Source organism: Vibrio sp. K4, from assembly GCF_051122595.1.
In the GTDB taxonomy this organism is placed as follows: domain Bacteria; phylum Pseudomonadota; class Gammaproteobacteria; order Enterobacterales; family Vibrionaceae; genus Vibrio; species Vibrio owensii.
In genome coordinates this window covers 119,900-143,696 of sequence record NZ_CP178578.1, presented here as the reverse complement: position 1 = coordinate 143,696, position 23,797 = coordinate 119,900, and the positions used below count along the sequence as shown (strand labels likewise).

25 protein-coding genes are annotated in these 23,797 nt (G+C 47.9%); 16 read left to right on the top strand and 9 right to left on the bottom strand.

The features are described from left to right. The first annotated feature begins 68 nt into the window (after positions 1–68). A complete protein-coding gene (locus ACLIIY_RS18110) occupies positions 69–308 on the top strand; it encodes a hypothetical protein (RefSeq protein WP_009705043.1) in 240 nt (79 codons plus the stop codon). 223 nt (positions 309–531) lie between these two features. Beyond that, a complete protein-coding gene (locus ACLIIY_RS18105; protein WP_434529047.1) occupies positions 532–1,803 on the top strand; it encodes an Nramp family divalent metal transporter in 1,272 nt (423 codons plus the stop codon). An 81-nt stretch (positions 1,804–1,884) separates the two neighbouring features. On the opposite strand, the gene ACLIIY_RS18100 is transcribed toward ACLIIY_RS18105, so the two are convergent. Both ACLIIY_RS18100 and ACLIIY_RS18095 read right to left on the bottom strand, forming a co-directional pair. Continuing rightward, positions 1,885–3,360, bottom strand: coding sequence for a peptide MFS transporter (locus ACLIIY_RS18100; RefSeq protein WP_005443672.1), 1,476 nt, complete (start codon positions 3,358–3,360; stop codon positions 1,885–1,887). A gap of 374 nt (positions 3,361–3,734) precedes the next feature. After that, positions 3,735–5,105 carry an L-serine ammonia-lyase gene (locus ACLIIY_RS18095; protein WP_039842744.1) on the bottom strand — a complete coding sequence of 457 codons (1,371 nt, stop codon included), beginning with the start codon at positions 5,103–5,105 and terminating at the stop codon, positions 3,735–3,737. A 144-nt stretch (positions 5,106–5,249) separates the two neighbouring features. Between ACLIIY_RS18095 and ACLIIY_RS18090 the strand changes: the two genes are divergently transcribed. After that, the gene (locus tag ACLIIY_RS18090; protein WP_434529046.1) at positions 5,250–6,086 is read left to right on the top strand and encodes a YdcF family protein; all 837 of its coding nucleotides are present in this window, start codon (positions 5,250–5,252) and stop codon (positions 6,084–6,086) included. A 15-nt stretch (positions 6,087–6,101) separates the two neighbouring features. On the opposite strand, the gene ACLIIY_RS18085 is transcribed toward ACLIIY_RS18090, so the two are convergent. Further along, on the bottom strand, positions 6,102–6,761 hold the full coding sequence (locus tag ACLIIY_RS18085; protein ID WP_054824280.1) for a hypothetical protein: 660 nt from the start codon (positions 6,759–6,761) through the stop codon (positions 6,102–6,104). 262 nt (positions 6,762–7,023) lie between these two features. Continuing rightward, complete coding sequence (locus ACLIIY_RS18080) at positions 7,024–7,284, bottom strand: putative hemolysin (protein WP_005443680.1); 261 nt, start codon at positions 7,282–7,284, stop codon at positions 7,024–7,026. A gap of 228 nt (positions 7,285–7,512) precedes the next feature. Here ACLIIY_RS18080 and ACLIIY_RS18075 point away from each other — a divergent pair, with 228 nt between their 5' ends. Next, positions 7,513–8,031 carry an NUDIX hydrolase gene (locus tag ACLIIY_RS18075; RefSeq protein ID WP_005443683.1) on the top strand — a complete coding sequence of 173 codons (519 nt, stop codon included), beginning with the start codon at positions 7,513–7,515 and terminating at the stop codon, positions 8,029–8,031. 405 nt (positions 8,032–8,436) lie between these two features. Here the strand turns inward: ACLIIY_RS18075 and ACLIIY_RS18070 are convergent, their stop codons facing one another. From ACLIIY_RS18070 to flgA, 4 genes are all read right to left on the bottom strand, one after another. Further along, positions 8,437–9,114, bottom strand: a complete 678-nt coding sequence (locus ACLIIY_RS18070) for a lytic transglycosylase domain-containing protein (protein ID WP_038895964.1) — start codon at positions 9,112–9,114, stop codon at positions 8,437–8,439. A gap of 46 nt (positions 9,115–9,160) precedes the next feature. Further along, the gene (gene flgN / locus ACLIIY_RS18065; RefSeq protein WP_009705036.1) at positions 9,161–9,598 is read right to left on the bottom strand and encodes a flagellar export chaperone FlgN; all 438 of its coding nucleotides are present in this window, start codon (positions 9,596–9,598) and stop codon (positions 9,161–9,163) included. A gap of 22 nt (positions 9,599–9,620) precedes the next feature. After that, a complete protein-coding gene (gene flgM, locus ACLIIY_RS18060) occupies positions 9,621–9,902 on the bottom strand; it encodes a flagellar biosynthesis anti-sigma factor FlgM (protein ID WP_027726655.1) in 282 nt (93 codons plus the stop codon). Between the two features lie 138 nt (positions 9,903–10,040). After that, positions 10,041–10,838 (bottom strand): flagellar basal body P-ring formation chaperone FlgA, encoded by a 798-nt coding sequence (gene flgA, locus ACLIIY_RS18055; RefSeq protein ID WP_434529045.1) that lies wholly within the window; start codon positions 10,836–10,838, stop codon positions 10,041–10,043. Between the two features lie 78 nt (positions 10,839–10,916). On the opposite strand from flgA, the gene flgB reads away from it, so the two are divergent. From flgB to ACLIIY_RS17995, 12 genes are read left to right on the top strand one after another with little or no spacing between them, the layout of a single operon-like run. Beyond that, the gene (gene flgB, locus ACLIIY_RS18050; RefSeq protein WP_005432433.1) at positions 10,917–11,279 is read left to right on the top strand and encodes a flagellar basal body rod protein FlgB; all 363 of its coding nucleotides are present in this window, start codon (positions 10,917–10,919) and stop codon (positions 11,277–11,279) included. A 2-nt stretch (positions 11,280–11,281) separates the two neighbouring features. Then, positions 11,282–11,716 carry a flagellar basal body rod protein FlgC gene (gene flgC, locus ACLIIY_RS18045; protein WP_005432431.1) on the top strand — a complete coding sequence of 145 codons (435 nt, stop codon included), beginning with the start codon at positions 11,282–11,284 and terminating at the stop codon, positions 11,714–11,716. Next, positions 11,716–12,402 carry a flagellar hook assembly protein FlgD gene (gene flgD / locus ACLIIY_RS18040; protein ID WP_005535962.1) on the top strand — a complete coding sequence of 229 codons (687 nt, stop codon included), beginning with the start codon at positions 11,716–11,718 and terminating at the stop codon, positions 12,400–12,402. The genes flgC and flgD overlap by 1 nt, the downstream gene beginning before the upstream one ends. Before the next feature lie 26 nt (positions 12,403–12,428). Further along, on the top strand, positions 12,429–13,628 hold the full coding sequence (gene flgE, locus ACLIIY_RS18035) for a flagellar hook protein FlgE (RefSeq protein ID WP_434529044.1): 1,200 nt from the start codon (positions 12,429–12,431) through the stop codon (positions 13,626–13,628). A 12-nt stretch (positions 13,629–13,640) separates the two neighbouring features. Continuing rightward, positions 13,641–14,372: a flagellar basal-body rod protein FlgF gene (gene flgF, locus ACLIIY_RS18030; protein ID WP_005435899.1), complete on the top strand. Its 732-nt coding sequence runs from the start codon at positions 13,641–13,643 to the stop codon at positions 14,370–14,372. A gap of 39 nt (positions 14,373–14,411) precedes the next feature. Next, complete coding sequence (flgG, locus tag ACLIIY_RS18025; protein ID WP_434529043.1) at positions 14,412–15,197, top strand: flagellar basal-body rod protein FlgG; 786 nt, start codon at positions 14,412–14,414, stop codon at positions 15,195–15,197. A gap of 32 nt (positions 15,198–15,229) precedes the next feature. Then, on the top strand, positions 15,230–15,901 hold the full coding sequence (gene flgH / locus ACLIIY_RS18020; protein ID WP_005435900.1) for a flagellar basal body L-ring protein FlgH: 672 nt from the start codon (positions 15,230–15,232) through the stop codon (positions 15,899–15,901). Then, positions 15,901–17,022 carry a flagellar basal body P-ring protein FlgI gene (locus tag ACLIIY_RS18015; RefSeq protein ID WP_434529042.1) on the top strand — a complete coding sequence of 374 codons (1,122 nt, stop codon included), beginning with the start codon at positions 15,901–15,903 and terminating at the stop codon, positions 17,020–17,022. The genes flgH and ACLIIY_RS18015 overlap by 1 nt, the downstream gene beginning before the upstream one ends. Before the next feature lie 10 nt (positions 17,023–17,032). Continuing rightward, positions 17,033–17,581 carry a rod-binding protein gene (locus ACLIIY_RS18010; protein ID WP_334423004.1) on the top strand — a complete coding sequence of 183 codons (549 nt, stop codon included), beginning with the start codon at positions 17,033–17,035 and terminating at the stop codon, positions 17,579–17,581. Beyond that, the gene (flgK, locus tag ACLIIY_RS18005; protein WP_434529041.1) at positions 17,582–18,955 is read left to right on the top strand and encodes a flagellar hook-associated protein FlgK; all 1,374 of its coding nucleotides are present in this window, start codon (positions 17,582–17,584) and stop codon (positions 18,953–18,955) included. It begins immediately after the preceding gene. A 12-nt stretch (positions 18,956–18,967) separates the two neighbouring features. Beyond that, entirely contained in the window at positions 18,968–19,867 is a 900-nt protein-coding gene (gene flgL, locus ACLIIY_RS18000; protein WP_005435920.1) for a flagellar hook-associated protein FlgL, read from the top strand. Positions 19,868–19,878: 11 nt separating this feature from the next. After that, entirely contained in the window at positions 19,879–20,919 is a 1,041-nt protein-coding gene (locus tag ACLIIY_RS17995; RefSeq protein ID WP_434529040.1) for a flagellin, read from the top strand. A 124-nt stretch (positions 20,920–21,043) separates the two neighbouring features. Here the strand turns inward: ACLIIY_RS17995 and ACLIIY_RS17990 are convergent, their stop codons facing one another. Next, on the bottom strand, positions 21,044–23,773 hold the full coding sequence (locus tag ACLIIY_RS17990; RefSeq protein WP_434529039.1) for a DUF2339 domain-containing protein: 2,730 nt from the start codon (positions 23,771–23,773) through the stop codon (positions 21,044–21,046). Positions 23,774–23,797 lie beyond the last annotated feature (24 nt).

Sequence of the window (23,797 nt, the reverse complement as noted above, 5' to 3'; positions counted from 1 at the left end):
TGCTACTTTGGAACTGTTGCTACAGTTTCTTCATCGAAACGATGTACCACAAATAATCGAGGTGACGTATGAAAAAACTAATCGCACTAGTAGGCTTAATGGCTTGTTCAATGAATGTAGCATTCGCTGGCGATGGCTCATACACGGGTACTATTGATATGGCTACTAGCCAAACAAACCAAGTTAATGTGGAGCGCGCGGATTCTAACCTGACTCTTAAAGGTCGTAATGACGCTACTTACGGTGGCGTGATGATTCAAACAGACGCTTCCAACCAACCGATTCAATTGCGCGGCCGTCGCGACTAAGTAATCGAAACCATCCCCCGCTTTCAATGCCGCGTCCAACGCGGCATTGTTGTTTCTGGGTAATAGCAAACCAAATTCAACAGAAATCTTTGATAGCTTTTGTTTATCGATAATTAAAAATTAATTGTTGAAATCTTAATTACCGTTTTTGTGCACCTAAATGATATTGATTCTCATTTGAGCGAGCGTATGATTCTCTCATCGACTAGAGAGGAATATCGCCATGAGTAATGTATCGATAAATAATGCATCCATACATTTAGATGCCGCCACAACATCAAAAGTTTCGGCATTCAATAAAATCAAACGTAAAATGCTGATGTTAGGCCCGGCGTTCATTGCGGCGATTGGTTACATCGACCCAGGCAACTTTGCGACAAATATTGAATCAGGATCTTCATTTGGTTACCAGCTACTTTGGGTAGTGCTATGGGCAAACCTAATGGCGATGTTGATTCAGTATTTATCCGCCAAGCTAGGTATCGTTACAGGCAAAAACCTAGCAGAGCATCTACGTGATCACCTACCAAATAAATGGGCGGTGGGCTTCTACTGGATCCAAGCTGAAATCATCGCGATAGCAACAGACCTTGCCGAGTTTATCGGTGCGGCAGTCGGCTTTCAGTTGGTGTTTGGAATTAGCTTAATGGAAGGTGCGATGATCACTGCGGTAGCAACCGTGATGATTTTGATGCTTAACCAGAAAGGTCAAAAACCGCTAGAAGTCGTGATTGGTTCGCTTTTGATGCTGGTCGCGGTTATCTACATTGCTGAACTGTTTTTTGCGCACCCTGCGGGCGGTGAAATGGTGAAAGGTTTGCTAACCCCAACCTTTACTGATTCGCACCAGATCTACCTTGCTGCGGGTATTTTAGGCGCGACTGTAATGCCTCACGTGATTTATCTTCATTCTGCACTGTTCAAAAACAGCTATGGCGAAAGCACCAAAACTCGCCTTCGTACCACTCGCTTTGATGTGTTGATTGCGATGGTAATTGCAGGTTTTGTGAATATCGCGATTGTGGCGATGGCAGCTGCCGTGTTCCATTACTCAGGCAACCAACATGTGGCGGAAATTGAAACGACATACATGACGCTAACGCCATTGGTAGGTAAAGCTGCATCTGTGTTGTTTGGTGTCTCGTTGATTGCTTCAGGCTTGTCTTCTACCGTCGTTGGTACAATGGCAGGTCAGGTGGTGATGCAAGGCTTTGTGCGCTTCTCTATTCCAATGTGGGTACGACGCTCTATTACTATGGCACCTTCGTTTGTGGTGATTGGTTTGGGCATGAACACCACCGATATCTTGGTGATGAGCCAAGTGGTGCTGAGCTTTGGTATTGCGTTGGCGATTATCCCATTGCTTATCTTTACCAACAGCGAACGCTTGATGGGTGAGTTCAAAAACAACAAATGGGTCTCTTACGCAGGTATGGTTATCGTTACTTTAGTACTGGCACTCAACGGCTATCTGATGGTTACCTTAACTGCTTAATGATTTCTCTATCCTTTTTTCTGTCGATAAAAAAAACGGAAGCCGCTTGGCTTCCGTTTTTCGTTTGATGCTGAGAGAGAATTAGTTTTGTTCAACCACTTCCAATTCAGCTTCACTTTGTTTTGCCGCTTCAAGCATCTTACGAATGATGAACGATGCACCTAATGCGATAGCCACCATTACCACCGCTAGGATAGTCAGCAGTTGGAAGTAGTCACCGTAAACGTGTTGTACGATTTCTTGCGTAATCTCTTGGCCTTTCTCTAGTGCGATAGACGTAGAGAACGCAGCACCAACGATACCACTTAGCGCGATAGCTACAGAGAACAAGCTTACTGAGAAGTTTTCAATGTGCTTAGGAGCCACAGATAGAATGAACGCAACAACCATTGAACCTACGATAACTTCCGCAATTGCTTGGAAGAAGTGAATCGCTAGGAAGATTTCAGGCATGATGATTACGTCTTCGCCAACAGTCGTTACCGCGAATGTTAGGATGCCGAATGCGATAGCGGTTAGCACGAATGCCAAGGCAATCTTAGTCGCTGTTGATAGGTGAATATCGCGTTTTTCTAGCATGCCAAAGAAGCCAGCAACGATAGGGCCACCAACCATACACCATAGTGGGTTCATTGCCATTGCTGCTTCAGGCTCTAGAGGGATGAAGCCAAATAGAGAACCTTTCAGAGTGTTGATCGCTACCATGTTCATTGAAGTCATCATTTGCCCATAGTAAACGAAGAAACACGTGGTTAGGAAGGTCACGATAAGGATAGTACCCATCTTCAATGATTCCGCTTTGCTTGCTTTCAACATCAAAGAAACAAAGTAAAGAATCGCTGCACCGCCGATGGCGTAAACGATGTTTTGACCGATATCCATATTAGAGAACATGAAGAATACCAGTGCAATCATCGCCGCTGAGATAATCGCGAAGAAAATCCAGTTCTTCATGCTTACGCTTTGACGATCCAGATCAGAAGCAACGCCAACCAAGCCTTTGCGGAACACAAGTAGCATCACCAAGGCTGCGCCAGCCATCACTGCTGAAATAGTGAAGCCGCCATTAAAGCCGATGATCAGCACAATCATAGGGAACAAGTATTGGCCTAGGAAAGCACCCACGTTGTTCACTGAGTAGTTGATTGGGTAGCCTTTCTCGAAGTCTTCTTGTGACTTAAAGGTACGTTTGTACAAGCTAGGATAAGAAGGAGACATCAAACCACGGCCGTAACTTGCTAGCGCGATACCACACATTGAAAGTGGTACGTTGGTTGCCGAAGCACCAAGAACAAGCAGTACATAACCAGATGCGAATGCTAAGAAGGCAATCGATAGAGAGCGGTAAGCACCTAAAAATTTGTCAGCGATAAAGCCGCCAGCAATCGCAAATAGAGGGCCAATCGCCGAAAATGCACCGACGATCATCATGGTATCAGCTTCGTTGTAATTCAGATCCTCTAAGAAGAAACGCGTCAGACTGACTAACACGCCGTAAAATGATAAGCCAAACATCATTTGGCAGAACATCATAGATTTATTTAGTTTATTCCACATAATTAAATACTCACTATTGCGAGAAAGGTAGTTATTATTTCTGTTAAATGTTACTTAAACGCTATGTTACATATTGAAACAATTGTCGCATAAAACGAAATTAATGCACTAAAATTTCTAATGCGAAACGTTTGCCTCGCTAATGTGTTGTTCTAGATCAACTGAAAATTATGTGAATAAATGACTAAAAAATAACAATTTATAAGACTATTATTCTTTTGTGTTTTTTAAGGTTTTGAAAAGTCGCTGAATTAATAAGCAGAATGAAGAGAAGCGAGAGGCAGGCTGATTTTTATACACGGACAAAGGCGTTGGCGGAATTTTATCCGCCAACAATGAAAAATATTAATTAGCAAAAACTGATATAAAGTATGCTATTCGCATGGTGGAGCCATATGAATCACCGCGAGTCCACCAAGTGATGTCTCACGATATTTCTTATTCATGTCTTTGCCCGTCTGATACATGGTTTCGATAACTTTATCTAATGAAATAAGGCATTTGCTGGTGCGTTTCAGTGCCATGCGTGATGCGTTAATGGCCTTCATCGCGCCCATCGCGTTTCGCTCAATACACGGCACCTGAACTAGACCGCCTATTGGGTCACAAGTCATGCCAAGTGAATGCTCCATAGCAATCTCTGCAGCAATACAGATTTGTTCGTTGCTGCCTCCACGCAGTGCCGTTAAGCCTGCGGCCGCCATCGAAGAAGATACGCCGACTTCACCCTGACAACCTACCTCTGCACCGGAAATAGAAGCGTTGGTTTTGTACAAGATGCCAATTGCCCCCGCCACGGCTAAGAAGTCTTTCAGTTGCTTGTTATCGAGCTCTTTAATGAAGCGATGGTAGTACATAAGCACGGCAGGAATAACACCGGCAGCGCCGTTGGTTGGCGACGTCACTACCTGACCACCTGCGGCGTTCTCTTCACTTACAGCAAAGGCAAACAGGTTAATCCAATCCATGATCTCCATTGGATCGTTCTCGACGGCCGCATTGGCTTCGAGTTTTTTGAGTAGGTTTGGCGCGCGGCGCGTTACGTTCAACCCGCCTTCAAGAATGCCTTCGGTATCAAAGCCTCGTTGCATGCACAGCGACATCACTTTCCAGATCTGTTCGGCTTTTTGATCGATCTCTTCCTGTTCACGGAAGGCACGCTCGTTTTGCAGAATCATTCCACCTAAGCTGAATCCGTTTTGCTCCGCTTTTTCTAGCATTTCATCGGCGGATTTGAATGGGTAAGGTACCTGTACTTCCGCTTCGGTACTGCCATTTTCCAACTCGGCTGCGGTTGCAATAAAGCCACCACCGATAGAGTAGTAAGTTTCAAACGCCACCTGATCACCAGCAGCATCATAAGCCGTGATGGTCATGCCATTTTCATGAAGAGGGAGGTTATCACTGTGGAAGACAATATCGTGCTCATAGCTAAACACGATTTCATGAACACCTGCGACCGAGAGTGTGCCATGTTCAATGGTATGTTGCAGTGCACTCTTGGCGCTGGTCATTTTAATGGTATCGGGCTTATTGCCCATCAAACCAAGGACGGTGGCACGGTCTGTATGGTGGCCTTTGCCAGTCAGCGATAAAGAACCGTAAAGGTCAACTTGCACCTTGTGCACTTTCGCCATAGAGTCGCTAAGTAATTGAGTGAAATGGTAACCTGCGAGCATTGGGCCATTGGTGTGGGAACTGGATGGACCGACACCGACCTTAAAAATATCGAAAATCGACAGCATAATTGACTTCCTTTCTCTGCGGACCTTTGTTCAGGTCTCTAGAACGACATTGTTAATTAGATGTTAATGCCTGAAAGAGTATTGGCAAAGCAAATTTTTGTATACAAATTGTTCGCTAAAGTATGAGTAATTGAGATCTGGGTAATGAAGTTAAACAAGGTAGTGATCATTCTAGGTAAGCGGTTGGTGCACGATCAGTTGAGTGCTGAAGGTCGCTCACGCGTGGAAGCGCTGTTGAATGTTTTAAACGAATTTTGCTTTGAGACGACTGCCTTGGTTTTTTGTGGCGGTGTGACTCAAGGACAAACCGTTTCAGAAGCGGATGCGATGTACCGCTATTTTTGCCAGTTAGCCAAGGCTAGGGAAATCGATTTTCCTGAGCAGCAGGTCATCATCGAGAATCGCTCACTCAATACGGTGCAGAACATGCAAAACGCTGCTGCGGAATTATTGAGGAGTGGCCTTTGCGAAACAGGGCAAACCATTGAAGTCACTTTACTCTCCAATGACTATCACCTAGAGCGCATCATCGAGATTCAAACCTTAATGGATGAACAAGGCTTATTGCGCGTATTGAAGTCGCGCTGTGCGGACATGGGGGTAAAGCTTAATATTCCACTCGACCTTTCACATCATGTGAGTGTGCCTTACCCAAATACCGGCGTTTTAGCGGAAGCGTTTTTGTTGTTTGATGAACTCACGACTTATCGCGTGTATCTAGAGGGAGTTAGGCGTGGTGCCTTTGAACGTGATCTCGCTGAGGTACGAGCAAAACCTTTAGCCATTGGTCTTGGAGCGATAGAAAAGCTTCATGCGCTCGATTTAGAGCCTGAAGTGCGAGGGCAAATTGCAGATATGAAAAAGGCCATCGAAATGACGGCCTTTGATGATTCAGTGGTTGCAACAGAGCAAGCGTTGGCAGTGTTTCATCCGATATTAACGGCGTTGAACCTGCAACTTGACCCCGAAGCGAATGGCTAGTTAAGCCACTTCAAATCACTGACGCTTAAGTTCGCGACGTGTGCGTACGGCACTTAGCGCGATTAGGCTGTAACACAGCAGCTCCATGCCTTCTTCTGAGATGTTTTTCACATCGCGTACGTAGTGCTCGCCCATTACGTGTTGCCAGAAGCTACCCATGCCGTACAGGCGAGAGAATACCAACAACAAGATCACCGAGCCGATAAGTAGCTTCATGTAAGGTGATTGTAGAATGGCTGCCATTTCGTTCACCGTGCCTTTACCGCCTTGGTACGCTTTCGCACAAGCCAGTGCAGTGAGTGCAAGAGCAGGGAAGACCCAAGAACCGTGGTGAATCATGTCAAACCAATAGTCCATTTCACGGATCATCAATACCGCAAAGAACCCAGCGATCAAGATTGCCGCGTGTGATACGTGGCTTTCTTGTTTAGAAATACGGAAGAAAGACCAAGACGCAACAGCCAACATGATCAGCTGTAAGGTTTCCGTAACAGAGGTTTCTCCCAAGCTTGAACCGAGTAAAACGTAGTCCACACGGATACTTAGGTTGACCAAAATACTAAGCGCAATGATAGTCAAGGCACTTAACATCGATTTGTAGATGATGCGCTTTGACTCTTCAGTAATCACATTGGTTTGTGCCGATTCGGCTTGTTTGACTGTATCTGTTTTCATCCTGACCACCCGCTCCCGTAAAAATGTGGAAAAAACGTGAAATTTCGTGATGTGCGCGAGAAATTTTATTGACCAAGTGGAAAGTAATGTCAGAGGAATGTCAGGAATAAAACGCCGTTCGATATCGTATCGCTATGCGGTAAGGCCGATGGATAAAGGGGTAAGTATAAGAAAGTAGGGAAATTTACGGTAAACAAAAAGGAGCTTAAAGCTCCTTTGTTGGTAAAATTGTAATCTTAGATTGCGTAAATGTTAACGTTATTTACGACTCGCCATCTTCTTTGTGGTTGTTGCGGTAGTATTCCCACTGCTCAAAGCGCTCGTTTTCAGACAGTTGGCAGTAAGTTACGCGTTCACCATTTTCCGTTACTGTATCTAGCTCGCCGCCTTGCTGTACGCAGTATACCGCTGCTGGGTTTGCTGCTGATGTGTATTCATTTGAGCGAGTTGCACCGTCATAAGTTGAGCAACCTGCCAACACCATCGCTGCTGCCACTGCCGTTACTAAAGTTGTCTTTTTCATTCTTGATCTCCGCATGGGATTAACGAGTAGTGTGTTGATTATAGGAGAGTTTCAGAAAAATATTGTCTTATGTTTGTTAAAAGCACGACGCTTGTAAGGGAATTCTGTGCAATTTTAGAATTTGCTCACTGTTCGCCTATATTTGTTTCAGACGTGCTCAAATTGAAACTTGGGAATGCGCATGAATTTCGGTAGTATGCGCGCAAAACATTCACAGCGGATTCTGCGATGAGACATTTGAAAACCACCACGCACCCAGACATCGAACATCTGGATGACAAAATCATCTTCCAACGCAATGCGGCGCGCGCCATTGTATTAGACGGTGAAGATGTCCTGCTTCTTTACACAGAGCGTTACCACGATTACACACTGCCTGGCGGTGGCATCGATGACGGTGAGGATGTGATTGCAGGTTTAGTTCGTGAGCTGGAAGAAGAAACCGGTGCGAAGAACATTCATAACATAAAGCCTTACGGTATCTTCGAAGAATTTCGTCCTTGGTACAAAGACGATGCCGATGTGATGCACATGACGTCTTACTGCTACACGTGCAAAATTGACCGCGAGCTAGGTGAAACGGCTTATGAAGATTACGAAGTGAAGAACGGCATGCGCCCAGTATGGATGAATGTTCACGACGCGATCGCGCACAATGAAAAGACGATGGCGGAAAGCCCGAAGAAAGGCATGAGCATTGAACGCGAAACTTTCTTGCTACAACTTATCGCAAAAGAGTTGCTGTAACCCTCCTCAGATCAAAATTGTAACTTCCAAGCAATAAAAAAAGTCCGAGCTCCCCCCCGGAACCCGGACTTATTCCAGACGCGCAAGCGAAGCGTCATCTCGATATTCTGTTTTTTTGTATCAATCTGTGAAAACAATAGCGGCTTTATATTTGTTGTGTAAATAATTAATAGGTCTAACTATTGGTTTTCACTTTATTTGCACACGTAATGTGATGGATATCTAGCCAATGTACAAGTGCAAGTTGGTAAATTATCAGCAAACCACTGCTCTTTCTTATCTTTGAGATACATTACCGTAACTTTTATGCACGCGTTTGCATCGAGATCACGAGTTTGCAAATTGGCAGAACAGGATCTTGTAATTTTACGTGCTTCTGACATTGGTGGAATTTAGTGAGAGTGTTCACAATTCCACGAGTGGGGGCAATCGACTAAGGTCTATAAGCGGTTCGGCGTAGATAGTGGAATGGTTTGCAAACAAAAGTAATGGCTGGAAAGAATCGGTACGCAATTGCTGTATATTCACCAAACGTTCCAACGCATAAAAGCGATTGACGTATTGCTGAGTCTCTTTCGGCAAAGTAAGTGCCGTGAAATCTCGACTGTCAGCTTTTTTGATGGCACGTGCAACTCGACCTTCTCCTGCGTTGTAAGCGGCCAGCGTGAGCGCAATATCTTGATCAAACTTGTTATACAGAAATTCCAAATATCTTATGGCGGCTTGAGTGCTGGCTTTGGTATCAAAGCGCTCGTCTTGCTTATCGTTCACTTGCAAGCCAAAGCGCGTCGCTGTAGCAGGAATCAGTTGCCATAAACCGGCGGCATTGGCGTGTGAGACTGCTTTAGGGTTGTAGGATGATTCCAGCATGGGCACTAACACCAAGTTGGCGGGCAAAGACTTTTGCTTAAGCTGTTTGAAAATATGATCGAGAAGCGGGCTAACGGAATCGAGACGTTGGCTAATTTGCGTTTGATATGGCGCGAGCACTTGATATTGCTGGTCGATACTGGCTTTATGCGGCTTGGCCATCGTCATTGGAGACAAGCACATCACGCACAAAACAAAAAAGCCCACAGCAATCGACCGGGATGGCGGTAGACTCTGCAGGCAAGGCGAGAATCGTTGTTTAGAACGAACGCTCTTCATAAGTGTGTTGCACAGGTTGTTTGAGTTGACTGACTAACTCTTGGAACGCTGCAGAGCTTTGGCCATTGCTCTGATTGTCCTGTTGGCATTGCTTCACCAAGGATTCCAATAGCGTCCATTGTTTTCTCGCTTGCGTACCAATCTTGGCGGGCAAGGCATTGAAAATACGATTCACACTGGTCTCATTACAAGGCAATCCGAGCTTGCGCATTAACTGGCTTCTTTCACTCGCAGAACGACCAAGCTGATTCAAAATCGGCATTTGTTTTTGAATGTTCTCGCTTAGCGCCTCACCATCGAACTTCAAATACAGTGCTTTTTGCTGTTGAATCAGCCCCAGCAATTGCTGGTAGAGTTTGATGTCTTCGGAAATAGAACGAACAAACTGCTGAATATGCTGTGATGCCGCCGTTGCCATGCATGACTCCTAATGCGCTGCGTTACTCGTGACCGGTGTGAAATTGCATTACTGCTTTGGATAATGCTTTGGTATCTAGATTCAGTTCACCACGTGCTAATGCATTACGAATTTGCTCAACCTTTGCCATATCTACGTCTGGCAGGGATTTCATTTCTGCTTGAGCGCGATCGATCGCCGCTGTGTTTGCTTGAAATGCTGGCTCGTTAATTTTGCTCTGTGCGATGGTGTCGACTGGCTTTTTACTCGCCTGCTGGAATTTAGTTTGTGGGACATGACCGCCCGCGACTTTGTCGATTTTCATGCTGTTGTCCTCAATCATCATGTTCTAAATCGAATAGGCGACTAGGGTGTGATGAACATTAAATATTTATTTTTTGTACTCGAAGTTCACCTGCGCTGACGAGTGCCTAAATCGAAAAATGATAACCTGAGTCCAAAATCAAAACTGGGTATGCACCTGATTGAGCCCCGTTACGACAGCGCGTATCACCTTGCCAGAACTGATGTTTTCTACCTCAATTTGCTGACCTTTCTTACCTTGCTCTAAAGCGACCCCCTTGGTGCTGGCACTAAATCCATCTTTGCTAGCGATGATGATCACTTCGTTGCCTTTCTCGATCAATGGCGGCGAACTTAAGTTGGTTGGGTCAATGATTTGACCTGCTCGAATGCGGCGGGTGGTTTCAAGCCCAATGGCTTGGTTTGTTTTCGTGTAGAAATCGTCTTGGCGTGAAATCGTGCGTGTTTCTGATTTTAAGTTTGAGGCTGAGAGAGTTTCGTTGCGGTCGATTGTGTTGGTGGCGACAAGAACAGAAAGCGTCACCGCTGATTTGATTGTGACATTGATGCGCCATGGAGAGTTCACCGCTTCACAACTGACAGCACGCTTTAAATTGCCAACAGGCAACGGGCGGTTATCGCGTCCTGTGATTGCCAAAGGGGCGTCACAAACCGGTAGATGATTGGCAGAGCCTGGAACCCATATTTGATAATCGAGTTGGTAGCTTCCCCATTGACGTGAGTGTGCTACCTGCGCCACTTCTTGCTCAAACTGCTCGCCGACAATGGCTTTTAACTCGTCTGCGGTTAGGTTTTTCTCATTCTCTAAAGCACTGACTGAGCTTGCACTCATAGCCAAACCGCAAAGCAGCATGATTGAGGAAAATCGACCTTTCCCCTTGGCTTGAATGGTTTCCGTAAACCGGAAGCGAGGCTTCCTTCCTTGTTTGTAATTCATTGATATATATAACTAAATTTTATGGCATGCATCTTGTCTTGATCTTGGCGTATTCGAGCCGACTTTAAGGAAAGATGCATGGCGATCACATTCGAAAATGCGTTAGGTGTACATCCAGAGGCACTCAATTTTCGCGTTCAGCGTACCAAAGTCCTCGCCAGTAACCTAGCAAATGTTGATACCCCTGGGTACTTGGCAAAGGACCTAAGTTTCACCACCGTGATGAACCAAATGTCAGCGGGCAGTGTGAACAAACCGGTGCCGAAGTTTCAGGTTGAGGCGCAATATTCGGTGCCTTACCAAAACAGCAAAGACGGCAACACTGTGGAACTGGGCGTTGAACAAGCCAAGTTCACGCAAAACAACATGGACTTTCAAACCAGCCTGACGTTTCTCAACATGAAATTCAGTGGCTTGGCGAAAGTGATTGAGGGACGTTAAACATGTCATTTACTGATATCTATTCGATCACTGGCTCGGCGATGACGGCGCAAACCGTTCGCCTGAACACGGTAGCCAGTAACCTTGCCAACGCCGATGCGGTGTCTGCCAATCCAGATGATGCCTACAAAGCACTCAAACCTGTGTTTGCCACTGTGTATCAGAAAACGCAGATGGCGACAGAAAACGGTGTTTATCCTAATGCGGAAGTGCGCATTGTAGATGTGGTGCAGAACGCGGGTCAGGCAGAAAAACGCTTCGAACCTAACAACCCGTTAGCGAACGACGAAGGCTACGTGTACTACCCAGACATTGATGTGGTGTCAGAGATGGCCGATATGATGTCTGCAACGCGCAGTTTTGAAACTAACGTGGAAGTGCTGACGAATGTGAAAAGCATGCAGCAAGGACTGCTTCGACTAGGGCAGGGTAATTAATGAGTCTCGCACAATACACTGCGCTCTCTTCTGACGCACCAGTCGCAACGACCGCTAGTGGTGATACGGGCGGCATTTCTGCGAACCCATCGGATATGAACAGCGCAACGTCACTGCAAAACGAGTTTATCTCGCTCATGGTGGCGCAAATTCAAAACCAAGATCCACTTAACCCGCTTGATGGCACTGAGTATGTCAGCCAGCTAGCGCAATTTTCGCAAGTTCAAAGTACAGAAAACATGTCGATGCTGATGCAAAACAGCATGGTATTGCTCGACAACATGCAGGTGCTCTCAACGGCAGGTTTGGTTGGTCAAACCGTGTACGTCTCTTCAAACGAGTTTGAACTTGGTGAAGGCGTGCAAAGTGGCAAGGTCGAGCTAGAACACGGTTCGAACCAAGTGACGTTAGTCGTCAAAGATGAGTTCGGCCAATCAACCAAAGTGCCTTTAGGTGCACACGGTGCGGGTGACGTTGAGTTCTCGATCAATCCAGAAGAGCTTGGTTTGAAACCGGGTAAATACACCGTTGCGGTGGAAGTTCAAGAAGGGCAAAAGAGCCCAAATGTTTTGCTGGCAGGCACGGTTGAGCAGGTACGTATTCCTAGCTCGGGTGGCGCAGCACTGGTCAATGTTCAAGGCGTTGGCAACGTTCCTTTCTATCAAATCACTCAGTTTGGTGCTTAACCAAATAAGGAAATCAGAGGTTATTTATGAGTTTTAACATCGCACTTAGTGGTCTGGACGCGACCAACACAGAGTTAAACACCATCAGCCACAACATTGCCAATGCATCAACGTACGGCTTTAAAGGTGGCCGCACAGAATTTGCCGCGGTTTACAATGGCATGCAGCCGGGCGGCGTAGAAGTGGCGTCGATTTCTCAGAACTTCGATAAGAATGGTTCGGTGACAGGCACTGGCCGTGCAATGGACTTGGCGATCAACGGCAGCGGCTTCTTCGTGACGAAAGATCACATGGGTCAGATGCTTTACACTCGCGCGGGTGTGTTTGGCACTGATAAGAACAACTTTGTGACCGCAAATAACGGTGCCAAGTTGCAAGGTTACAGCGTAGACAACAATGCGAACCTTCAAACTGGCTCTGTTGGTGACATCAAAGTTTCTACGTCTTCACTTAACGCAAAAGCGACTGACAATCTGGACTTTGTGGCGAACTTCGACGCAAGCGCAACGGCAGTCGATCAAGCGCTTTACCCATTCGATTCTTCCGATCCAAACTCATTCAACTCTTCTTACACCACTAAGGTGTACGACTCACTTGGCAACTCGCACACGGTAACGCAGTACTTCACCAAGACATCAGATAACGAATGGCAAGTGAACGTGGAAGTCGACGGTGCACCAACGACGCCAGCAACGGCTCAAACGGTTCAATTCAATACCGACGGCACGCTAGCTTCGCCAACGGGTTCTTTTAACGTTGCATTTCCAGCTGCGGGCGCAAATGCAATGAGCATTGATATCAGCTTGAACGGCAGCACTCAGTTTGGTGCTGCGTTTGGCGTGAGCACCAACAACCCGAACGGTTACACCTCTGGTGAGCTTGCGGGCGTTCGAGTGGAAGACAACGGCATGGTTTACGCAACTTACACCAATGGTCAGTCTCAGCTGCAAGGTCAGGTTGTGCTTGCTGATTTTGCTAACACGCAAGGTCTATCGAAAGTGAGCGGCACGGCTTGGACACAAAGCTTTAGCTCAGGCGCACCAATCATGGGTGTTCCGGGTACTGGCACATTGGGTGACTTAACACCGGGTGCGCTAGAAGGCTCTAACGTTGACTTAACCAGCGAGCTGGTTGCGCTCATGACGGCGCAGCGTAACTACCAAGCGAACGCGAAAACCATTTCGACCAATGACAAGCTGACTCAAGCTCTGTTCAACGCGGTGTAATGGGAGAGTCGCATGGATAGCTTGTTATTTACTGCCACGTCGGGTGCGAGTCGAGTTCTAAAAGCTCAGCACGTACGTTCGAACAACTTATCGAACGCTGACACCGCAGGTTTCCGTGCTGATATGGAACGCGTGCGCAGCGTTGAGCTACAAGGTGCGGGCTTTGATGGCCGTACCATGGTGGTGACCAACTCAGCCGCAACGCGTTTTGATTCTGGCGACATCATGAAAACCGGTCGTCCTCTGGACGTGGCTATCATGGGCGAAGGCTACCTCACCGTCGAAACGCCAATTGGCAATGAAGCTTACACCCGAGCGGGCAACATCAAAGTCGATACCTTTGGCGCAATGAGCATCAATGGTTTCCCTGTTGTTGGTGAAAACGGACCAATCGTTGTGCCTGATTTTCAGAAGATTGAAATCAGTGAACGTGGCCGCGTTTCTGTGATTCCTCCGGGTGGTGGTGCAGAAGTGGAAGTGGGCACCTTGAAGATGGTGAAACCACCAATCAACCAACTGCAAAAAGAGAGCGACAGCTTGCTACACAGTGTAGATGGTGTGCCTTTCCCTGCGGATGAAACCGTGCAGCTTTCTCCAGAGCACATTGAGGGCAGTAACGTGTCTGCCATTGATGAGTTGCTGAGCGTGATGTCGCTGACGCGTAACTTCGAAATGCAAGTTCGCATGATGAAAACCGCAGAAACCTTGGCGCAAGCCGGAAACAAATTGATGGCGGCGAGATAACCCTCTCAGCAAGGGGTTCTCGTCCAAAGGAGATAACCAATGCATTCAGCATTATGGGTAAGTAAAACGGGCATGGCAGCTCAAGATACCAAAATGACTGCCATCTCTAACAACCTAGCGAACGTTAACACGGTCGGCTTTAAGCGTGACCGCGTGGTGTTTGAAGACTTGTTTTACAGCATTCAGCGTCAGCCGGGCGCGCAAGTCGACCAAGTGAATGAACTGCCAAGCGGTGTTCAGCTTGGTTCCGGTGTTCGCGTTGTGGGTACGCAGAAAGTCTTCACTCAAGGCAACACACAAAATACCACTCAAGAGTTGGATTTAGCGGTGATGGGGCAAGGCTTCTTCCAAATCGAAAACTCTGACGGTCAGATCATGTACACGCGTAATGGTCAGTTCCACATCAATTCAGAGGGCTTGATGGTCAACAGCCAAGGTTTGCCACTAGAGCCGCAAATTCAAATCCCAGACAACGCGATTTCGCTCTCTGTGGGTGTGGATGGCACGGTAACAACCACATCGGCTGACGACCCAACACCGCAGCAATTGGGGCAAATCACGCTGGCGAAGTTCATCAACCCAGCTGGTTTAGAAGCCGTTGGCGGTAACTTGTTCCGTGAAACTGAAGCAAGTGGTCCTGCGGATGAATTGATTGCAGGCGAAGACGGAGCAGGCAGCATCAAACAGGGCGCTTTAGAAGGCTCAAACGTGCAGGTAGTGGAAGAGATGGTCGACATGATCACCACTCAACGCGCGTACGAGATGAACGCCAAAGTGGTTTCTGCCGCAGACGACATGCTGAAGTTTGTCGCGCAATCGATGTAAGTAAGAAATTGGTGATGATGAAGGAAAAAGCAATGAAATGGCTTTCGAAGAGTTGGGCAGTTGCCGTCGTGTTGCTGGTGGGATGTGCAGGGCGTCAGGAGTTTATTCCACCTGAGCCAAACACAGAGGAATACGCGCCGCCAGTGCTGGATTACACCTTGCCAGAAGCCAAATCCGGCAGCCTTTATCGTCACCAATACACTATGACGTTATTTCAAGACCGCCGCGCTTACCGCGTGGGCGATGTCTTGACTGTGCAGCTTTCTGAAGAGACCGAGTCCAGCAAGAAAGCGGGCACTCAGTTTGGTAAAAGCTCTACCGTTGACTTTGCTACGCCAACCATTGGCACCAAAACTATAGATGAGTTGGGCGTGAGTATTGATGGCAGTCGTAATTTCGATGGCAGCGCATCCAGCTCGCAAGGCAACAAGTTACAAGGCGCGATCACCGTGACGGTGCATGAGGTACTGCCAAATGGTGTGCTTCGCATTAGCGGTGAAAAGTGGCTTCGACTAAACCAAGGCGACGAATTTATTCGCCTAACAGGCATTGTGCGTGTTGATGACATCAACCGCAGCAACCAAGTGTCTTCTCAACGTATTGCGGATGCTCGCATTACCTACGCTGGTCGTGGTGCATTAGCCGACAGCAATGCAGCCGGGTGGCTGACTCAGTTCTTCAACAGCCCATGGGTACCATTCTAATGAAGCCAATCAACGCATTCTTTACTTCTTTCCTATTGGCTCTGACCTTGGGACTTCCTGCCACTTCACAAGCCGAAGTGGAAATTCCGATCATGGATTTGGTGGATGTGCAGGGCATCCGAGAAAACCAATTGGTCGGTTACGGTTTAGTGGTGGGCTTGGCCGGTCAAGGCGACCGTAACCAAGTGAAATTCACCGCTCAATCGATTACTAACATGCTGCGCCAATTTGGTGTTCAGATTGATGACAGCATGAATCCGAAATTACGTAACGTGGCGTCAGTGAGCGTTACCGCATCCGTTGACCCAATGGCGGGACCGGGTCAAACACTGGACGTAGTAGTTTCTTCTATCGGCGATGCGAAAAGCTTACGTGGCGGCACATTACTACTGACGCCACTGCGCGGTATCGATGGTGAAGTGTACGCCATTGCTCAAGGTAGCGTGGTGGTTGGCGGTTTGTCAGCCGAAGGCAGAAGCGGCTCTAAGGTGGAAGTGAACACGCCAACTGCGGGTCGCATTCCAAACGGAGCAACGCTAGAGCGAGAAATCGAAACCGACTTTAACCAACGCGATGAAATTACTCTGAACTTGCGTAAACCAAGCTTCACAACGGCGAAAAACATCGCCCGTGAAATCAACAATACTTTTGGTCCAAACGTAGCGAAAGCGATCAACAAAGCGCGTGTCGAAATGCGTGCACCAATGGACACCCAACAGCGTGTCACCATGATGTCGATGTTGGAAGAAATGAGCGTGGAAGAGGGGCGTAAACCAGCTCGAATCGTCTTCAACTCCCGAACGGGTACTGTGGTTATTGGTAAGAACGTTAAGGTTGGTGAAGCGGCAGTGAGCCACGGCAACTTGACTGTTCGAATCTCTGAATCTCAACAAGTCAGCCAACCGAACGCGTTTGCTGATGGTGAAACCAAAGTGGTGGATCAAACCCAAATCGATGTGAACGAGGAACAAGCGCAAATGGTGATTTGGCCTCCGGGCACGGAACTGAACACCATCGTCAACGCTGTAAACAGCTTAGGCGCAACGCCAACGGATCTGATGTCGATTCTGCAAGCATTGAATGAAGCGGGCGCGCTGAATGCTGAGCTTGTGGTGATTTAAGGAGTTAGCGATGAAGTTAGACACGAGCGGCGATCAAGCACAACTCAATACCATGCTGTATCACGACAACAGCGCCCTAGCGAGCATCAAGAAAAGCCGCGATCAAGAAGGCGCTCTTGAAGTGGTTGCGGGTCAATTCGAGGCGATGTTCCTACAAATGGTGTTACGCCAAATGCGCAGCAGCAGTGATGTATTGGCCGACAAAGACAGCCCGTTTGCTAGCCAACAACAAGGCGTGTTTCGCGATATGTACGATGGGCAATTGGCGATGGAGTTGGCGAAAAAACAGAACTCCGGCATCGCCAATATGCTGATCCAGCAACTTAGCCCTTCTATGCGCGAGGTGGCGTTCGACCAATCACGTAATGTTTCTCCGGCGAACGATGGAAAAGTGGTCAGCCTTGAACGCACGTCACAACTTGAAAACGATCAAATCGCGATGAAGACCGATGCAGTTAATCCCACGCTGCAAGCGGTCGCCTCAGTTAAACAAGTGCTCGGTGAAGCCGGAATGACGACCGCGTTTACTCAGCCGCTGATCAGGAAAATGGAGCTGTAAATGAACCTTGTTAATATCGCCCTTTCAGGCTTAAACGCGAACCGTGTGGCGTTGGATGTGACCGCGCAAAACGTGGCAAACATCAACACGCCGGGATACAGCCGACAACAAGCGCTAACCGCGTCTGTTGGTGACGGTAAGTACAACAAGCTCAGCCCTGGCATGGGTGTTGAAGTGACGAGTATTCGTCGTGTCACTGATCAGTTCTTGGTGAAGCAAACATGGTCCACCAATAGTTTAGCGGCGTATTCAGCGGGTTATACCACCGCCATGAGCCAGCTTGAGAATACGCTTGGCGCGGATGGTTTTAGCGTTTCTGCGGGGTTAGATTCCCTTAATGCTGCGCTTAATGATGCCACAGTAAAACCAGAATCAATCCCATACCGTCAGCAGATCATTAATGAATCAGAAGCGTTGGCGCGTCGATTCAATACGTTAACCGAGTCCCTTCATAATCAGCACAAGGACATGAGTGATCAGCGTAATGCCGCGTTGAGCCATGCCAATAGCTTGATGGCGAACATTGCTCAGGTAAACAAACAGATTGTCGAAATGCAAGGCACAGGTGGTAACCCAGCGCAGTTGATGGACACTCGCGATGTGTTGATTGGTGAGCTTTCTCAAATCGTTGAAATCAAAACTACCGACCAACCAGACGGCAGCATGCAGGTGACACTCGCTTCTGGTCAGCCTTTGGTAATGGGTTCGGATTATGGTCAGCTGACAGCGAAGCCAGATCCAAGCGACCCATATCTTGCGGATTTGAGTGTCGATTTCGCCTCGCAAAGCTTTGTCATTGACCACTCGGTAGGCGGTAAGTTGGGTGCGATTAACGATTATCAAACCGATGTGCTTAAGCCAAACCAAGTCGCTTTGGATGACATGGCAAAAGCATTGGCGGATGAATACAACGCTGTGCTGGCGACAGGGCAAGATCTCAACGGCAATACGGGCAAGCCATTGTTTAGCTACGATCCGGCTAACCCAGCAGCTAGCCTAACCATTACTGATATCAGTGCGGAAGAATTAGCGTTCTCCAGTGATGGCACTCCGGGTAATGCAGATGTGTTGAATGACCTGATTCAACTGAGCAATAAGCCAGTTTCAGTCACTGGCTATGGCTCGCTGAGCTTAAACGATGCGTTCACCGCAATGGTTGGTGAAACGGCGATCAAAGCACGCCAAGCAGAAGCGGATTATGAAGCTAAGGCGGCAATGAACAAACAAGCGCATGCCGCGCGCGACAACGTCAGTGCGGTGAACAGCGATGAAGAAGCGGCGAATCTGATGACATTTGCTAACGCACATAACGCCAACATGAAAGTCATTAGCACCGCTAACCAGCTTTTCGACTCTGTATTGCAGTTATTCTAAAAGGAACCCGAGATGCGAATCAGTGACAGTCAATTTAGCCAAATGATGCTGCAAAGCCTGCAAACCAACAACGCAGGTTTGGGGCATGTTCTTCAACAAATGGCCACGGGTGACCGACTAACCAAGCTGTCTGACGATCCTATGGCGTCGATAAAGCTGCTGAACCTTGAGCGTGAAAACAGCGCGATTGGCCAGTACCAAAGTAATATCGCCAATCTGAAAACCACACTTTCTGCTCAAGAAACCCACTTGGATTCGGTCAACGAGAGCTTGAAGAGTGTGCGTGATTTGGTGCTTTGGGGCGCGAACGGCACATTAACCGATGAAGACCGTAGCGGCATGGTCATTGAGCTTAAAAGCTACCGTGATTCGATTGAATCTTCATTCAACGCCCAAGACGAAGAAGGTCACTACCTGTTTTCAGGTACTCAGACGGACACGCCGGCGGTGAGCAATGCAGGTGGTGCGTACCAAGTTGATGGTAACAGCGATAAGCGTGTGGTCACCGTCGCAAAAGGCGTGACCATGGATTCCAACATGACGGCAAAAGAGATTCTGGAGCTTGGTGGCGGCGATAACGTATTGAACCAAATCGATGCTTTGATTGCGGAATTTGAGAACCCGAGTCCGAATTTTCAAGCGGAAGTAGACGCTAGCTTATCTGCCATTGATGATACCTTGGCGAACGTACTGGGGGCGATGACAGAAATCGGTGGTCGCCACAACAACCTTGACCTAATGGACAGTGCACACGGCGAAAACAAGTTGTTCGTTGATAAGGTGACCAGTGACTTATCGGCATTGGATTACGGTGAGGCATCAGTACGTTTGAGCAACTACATGGCGGCGTTACAAGCAACGCAAGCTAGCTACGTGAAGATCAACGATCTCAACCTGTTTGATCGTATTTAAGGAAGTTTTGTATGGTGATGAGCACAGTAGAGGTAAGACCCCATAGCATACGCTTAGGTGGGCAAGAACAAGCCTCTATCATGCCAACCCGCTCAGCGGATTCGAGCAGTGCGATTAAACCGCGTCCTACGCAAGTTCAGGCTGACACCGCGTCAGCCTATTCCGTTTCCGGTATTCAGCTTACTCAAGGTCAGCAACAAGCAACAGCGGTGCAAATCGCCTCTAAATCGTTGCAAGTGATTGGTAAAGAGCTGACGCAAATCAAGCGAGGTTTGACCCAAGCTGTCAACCAAGGCGTGCAGAATGTTCCCGGTTTGCAAGAAGGGCTAGTACGTTCTAAAGCGTCGATTCAACAAGTGGTTGAACAGGCGCGCTTTGACGGGCAGAAAGTGGTTGATAACGAACTGCACCTCAAACTGGATAAAGCGGATATTCGCCGTTTCTCCATTCCCGGTTTGAACGTGCATCGTTTGAGTGAGAAAGCCGAGCAAATCCGTTTAGACTTTCCGCAAGGTCAATCGGTGATGATCCAATTTGATGGTCAAGCCGATGGTGCGCGCACTGTGAAAATGCTCGACCGCAGTTTGATTGCGATGGGCATGCGAGCGTCACTGGCAGAAGACGGCACCATTTTGTTTGAAGCGCGCGATACGGCATATCAACAAATGCAGCAAAAGGTGCTAGTGACGGGCGAAGGTCATCGTTTTCCTGCAGGGCAAGCGAATGTTCTGAACCTAAAATCAGAACCGGATGGCATCGCTGAGTTGAGCTTTGATTTAGGCTCTCGTGATGGAATCAAGCAAACCATCGCCAAAGTGAATCAGCACATAAGACAAGTGCAAACTAGCTTAGAAGAAGCCAAAGCGTTTCACGGTGAGTTGAACTCCCAAATGCGCACTGTGCAGAGCCAATCCAAGCAGTTAAGTGCTGCTGATGTGAATGCGAAACTCGATGGCTTTATGGCCACTTCCGGTCAGTTTAGCTCGACATTCCAAGCACTGAATGCGCAAGCGAATGTTCGTCGTCATACTGTTGTGGCGCTGCTGAAATAACTCTTTATTTGAAATAGACCCAGTTGAAATAGCGCTGTAAGAACACTCCAAGATTCCCTTCTCAATTCACTAGTGGTTGCGTAACCCAGAAAAGAGTTGGGAATCACCTTTCATATCTTGAACTCTATTCCACTTGCTCGTCAGGCTCTGCGACCGAGCGGTGCAGTTTTTGGAATAACCAGCCTAATCCAATCAGTGATGCACCTAGGCCCAAGAAGCTGATCGCACGCCAGAAGCCATCCAAGGAGCGAACATCCCACAAGAACACCTTAAGCGCGACGCAAGCCAACACGGCTAGGCCAATGCGTTGAATCGTCATTGCTTTGCGGGTTGCGCCAACCCAAGTCAGCAAGCCGCCGACAATCAAACCAGCAATTGAGTAAGTAAACAGCTCTGCCATGCCGGTCGGTTGCGCTAGCGTCATAGAGATAGGTTGCCAGAACTGGCGAATCGACATACCTAACCAAATGGCTGCCAAGATAAGACCAAAGCTGGCGACCACAGGGCGAGGGATCTGCAACGTGTTCCAACGCTTGTAAGTGGTTACTAGCAAAACAATCGCAGGCAACAACCAGCCAAGAGACAGCATGTTGAACACAGGCATGGATTCAGCGGAAACATTATTGACCATCAACGGTGATTCGAGGCTATTGAGCAACATCATCAGCACAACAAAAGCGCCCCAAAGTAGATAGCTGTATGCTTGATAGACGCGTTCTAGTTGCTGCGCAAACTGGCTGCGATAGCTGTAAACCAACCCCATCACTAATGCTTGGTTAGCAAACACAATCGCCGAAGTGAAATCGACGTAGCCAAGGTAGCCGTATTGTCCCGTCAGCCAGTAGTTGGTTTGGGTGAACACCGCCATCAAGGAGACGTGTAAGAACGCCCCTTCAAACCAATTGGCGAGTTCTGTATCTGAGCGATGTAACACAGTGCGAGCGTAAGCAAGAATCGTCAAAGAAGGCAGGTAACTGAACAACACCCAAGCCCAGTGTCCCGCATTAACAGGCTGCCACTCTGGAATAAACGGTAACAGCGTTAGACGTACGACTAAGATGCCCATTGCGACTTTGAGTGCCCAATTCGCTGGGCGGAATAGATTGGCCTGAGTCTGTAACGCCATAACCGCCACTTGAATCGAAATAGCTGTCGTGAGCCATGTGTCATTCAGCCAAACAAAAGCCGTTCCGGCAATGATGGCATGCATGATGGCGGAACATTCCAGTGCCAGCGCTTTGAACCTTTGTCCAAGTAAGGCGTAGTAAACCGCAATCACGGCGGTGAAGAGCGTCCAACCTAGAACATGACCGCTCATGAACTCGTAGGTGTAGAGCAGGGTAATCAAAGTCATTGCAGGGGAGAGTACAAGGAAGAGGATGCCTGTTAGTTGAGAGCGGTCACCTGCCAATGTCTGGAATAATGCTCTCAGTGCAATCAACACAATACTGACGCCGAGTGCGAGCAGTACTGGCGTTTGTCCTTCAGCCATGTAGATAGATTCAAGCGCAATAGAAAGCAACATGATCGCGGTAGAAGGCACCAATATCGATGGTAAATAGACTCTTAATGACCAAGTTTTACGAATGGTGGGTAGCCAAATCATGGCAGTAAAGAAGGCATAGAAGTAAATCATCTCAGCGGTATCAATGCTAGACATGCGAGCTAATGCCGACAGCACTAATAATGTCATCGCGAGAGCAATACCTGTCGGTGGATGCGTCCATCTGCCTTGGCAATGACGGTAACGCGGTTTGAGCATCCAACCCATTCTTGGTACCGCAAACAGCAGGTACAAACTCAGAGAAAGGAAGATCGCAAGCCATGAGAAAAGTTGTTCTATCGGCATGCTCTCAATCAGCAACAGCATCCACAAAATATGCGGCACGGTAATCGATGGTGAAATCCAAGCGTGTCTGATCTTTTGCATTAGTAGCGTTGCGGCAACTGAAATTGCAGTGATGTAACCAGCGAGTAAGTAATAGTTAGGTTCTGCACCGCCAATCCAAAGTGGTGCTGAATAACCACCGATTAAGCCGAGCACGGCCATCAAAGGCCCTTGGCGTAGAGAAAGCGCTAAGCTCGAAAATGCCGCGCCCGCCAAAATCACCAGCGATGCACCTGGCGATAAGAGCTGATAGAAGACAAACGCAAAGATCACCGTGCAGTAGATACCGGTTAACCCTGTTCCGGTAATGGCGGCAGGGACGTAAGTAAAGCCTTTCGCTCGTCCTGCTCGGTCTGGGGATGTCTGCTCGCGGCGATGGAACCATTCACCTGCTATCACGGTAGCAAGAGAGATGGAGAATGCGATGGTAACGCGCATGATTGGTGAGAACTCAATGTGACTGCCAATCACTTGTACAAGATAACCACCACCAATCAACATGGCGAGCGCGCCAACCCAAACCAACCAGTTTTCTTGGATGTTGGTCAGTAGTTTATTGGCTTGTTTCTCAAATACGGATTCACTGCTTTGCGCCAGACCACCTATGTGTACTTCATCGAGTGAAGGGAGGCTCGGCTCGACAATTGGCGGTGGTACTTCTTTGGCAGCTAGAGGCGCAGAGGTAGGCTCTGAAACCAACGTTGGCTCTGGACCTGATTTAAGCGTTGGAGCACTAGGTTGTGCGGGCTGTTCTGGCGACGCCTGTTGTGGTTGAGAAGCGTGTTGCTCGGGTTCTGGAGTCGGCGGTGTCTCTCTCTCAAACCAACGCGCGCGCAGTTCTGCCAGTTCTTTATGAAGCTGAGATACTTCGTCTTCGAGCCTCGATATTCGACCGACTGCTTTCAATGTGATGAGTAAGGCACAAACCGCCAAGATAATCGCCAATGAGATAAACAACTGCTGCACTCCCTGTCCTTGTTTCAGAATCCT

Bases quoted from the DNA above. Each gene is read 5' to 3' on its own strand.
- flgD (WP_005535962.1), top strand. From the start codon at position 11,716: ATGAGTCTCGCACAATACACTGCGCTCTCTTCTGACGCACCAGTCGCA.
- ACLIIY_RS18080 (WP_005443680.1), bottom strand. From the start codon at position 7,284: ATGAAAAAGACAACTTTAGTAACGGCAGTGGCAGCAGCGATGGTGTTG.
- ACLIIY_RS18090 (WP_434529046.1), top strand. From the start codon at position 5,250: ATGAAGTTAAACAAGGTAGTGATCATTCTAGGTAAGCGGTTGGTGCAC.
- flgN (WP_009705036.1), bottom strand. From the start codon at position 9,598: ATGGCAACGGCGGCATCACAGCATATTCAGCAGTTTGTTCGTTCTATT.
- flgM (WP_027726655.1), bottom strand. From the start codon at position 9,902: ATGAAAATCGACAAAGTCGCGGGCGGTCATGTCCCACAAACTAAATTC.
- flgH (WP_005435900.1), top strand. From the start codon at position 15,230: ATGAAATGGCTTTCGAAGAGTTGGGCAGTTGCCGTCGTGTTGCTGGTG.
- ACLIIY_RS17995 (WP_434529040.1), top strand. From the start codon at position 19,879: ATGGTGATGAGCACAGTAGAGGTAAGACCCCATAGCATACGCTTAGGT.
- flgA (WP_434529045.1), bottom strand. From the start codon at position 10,838: ATGAATTACAAACAAGGAAGGAAGCCTCGCTTCCGGTTTACGGAAACC.
- ACLIIY_RS18075 (WP_005443683.1), top strand. From the start codon at position 7,513: ATGAGACATTTGAAAACCACCACGCACCCAGACATCGAACATCTGGAT.
- ACLIIY_RS18015 (WP_434529042.1), top strand. From the start codon at position 15,901: ATGAAGCCAATCAACGCATTCTTTACTTCTTTCCTATTGGCTCTGACC.
- ACLIIY_RS18110 (WP_009705043.1), top strand. From the start codon at position 69: ATGAAAAAACTAATCGCACTAGTAGGCTTAATGGCTTGTTCAATGAAT.
- flgE (WP_434529044.1), top strand. From the start codon at position 12,429: ATGAGTTTTAACATCGCACTTAGTGGTCTGGACGCGACCAACACAGAG.
- ACLIIY_RS18100 (WP_005443672.1), bottom strand. From the start codon at position 3,360: ATGTGGAATAAACTAAATAAATCTATGATGTTCTGCCAAATGATGTTT.
- flgC (WP_005432431.1), top strand. From the start codon at position 11,282: ATGTCATTTACTGATATCTATTCGATCACTGGCTCGGCGATGACGGCG.
- flgL (WP_005435920.1), top strand. From the start codon at position 18,968: ATGCGAATCAGTGACAGTCAATTTAGCCAAATGATGCTGCAAAGCCTG.
- ACLIIY_RS18105 (WP_434529047.1), top strand. From the start codon at position 532: ATGAGTAATGTATCGATAAATAATGCATCCATACATTTAGATGCCGCC.
- ACLIIY_RS18010 (WP_334423004.1), top strand. From the start codon at position 17,033: ATGAAGTTAGACACGAGCGGCGATCAAGCACAACTCAATACCATGCTG.
- flgB (WP_005432433.1), top strand. From the start codon at position 10,917: ATGGCGATCACATTCGAAAATGCGTTAGGTGTACATCCAGAGGCACTC.
- ACLIIY_RS18085 (WP_054824280.1), bottom strand. From the start codon at position 6,761: ATGAAAACAGATACAGTCAAACAAGCCGAATCGGCACAAACCAATGTG.
- ACLIIY_RS18095 (WP_039842744.1), bottom strand. From the start codon at position 5,105: ATGCTGTCGATTTTCGATATTTTTAAGGTCGGTGTCGGTCCATCCAGT.
- flgG (WP_434529043.1), top strand. From the start codon at position 14,412: ATGCATTCAGCATTATGGGTAAGTAAAACGGGCATGGCAGCTCAAGAT.
- flgK (WP_434529041.1), top strand. From the start codon at position 17,582: ATGAACCTTGTTAATATCGCCCTTTCAGGCTTAAACGCGAACCGTGTG.
- flgF (WP_005435899.1), top strand. From the start codon at position 13,641: ATGGATAGCTTGTTATTTACTGCCACGTCGGGTGCGAGTCGAGTTCTA.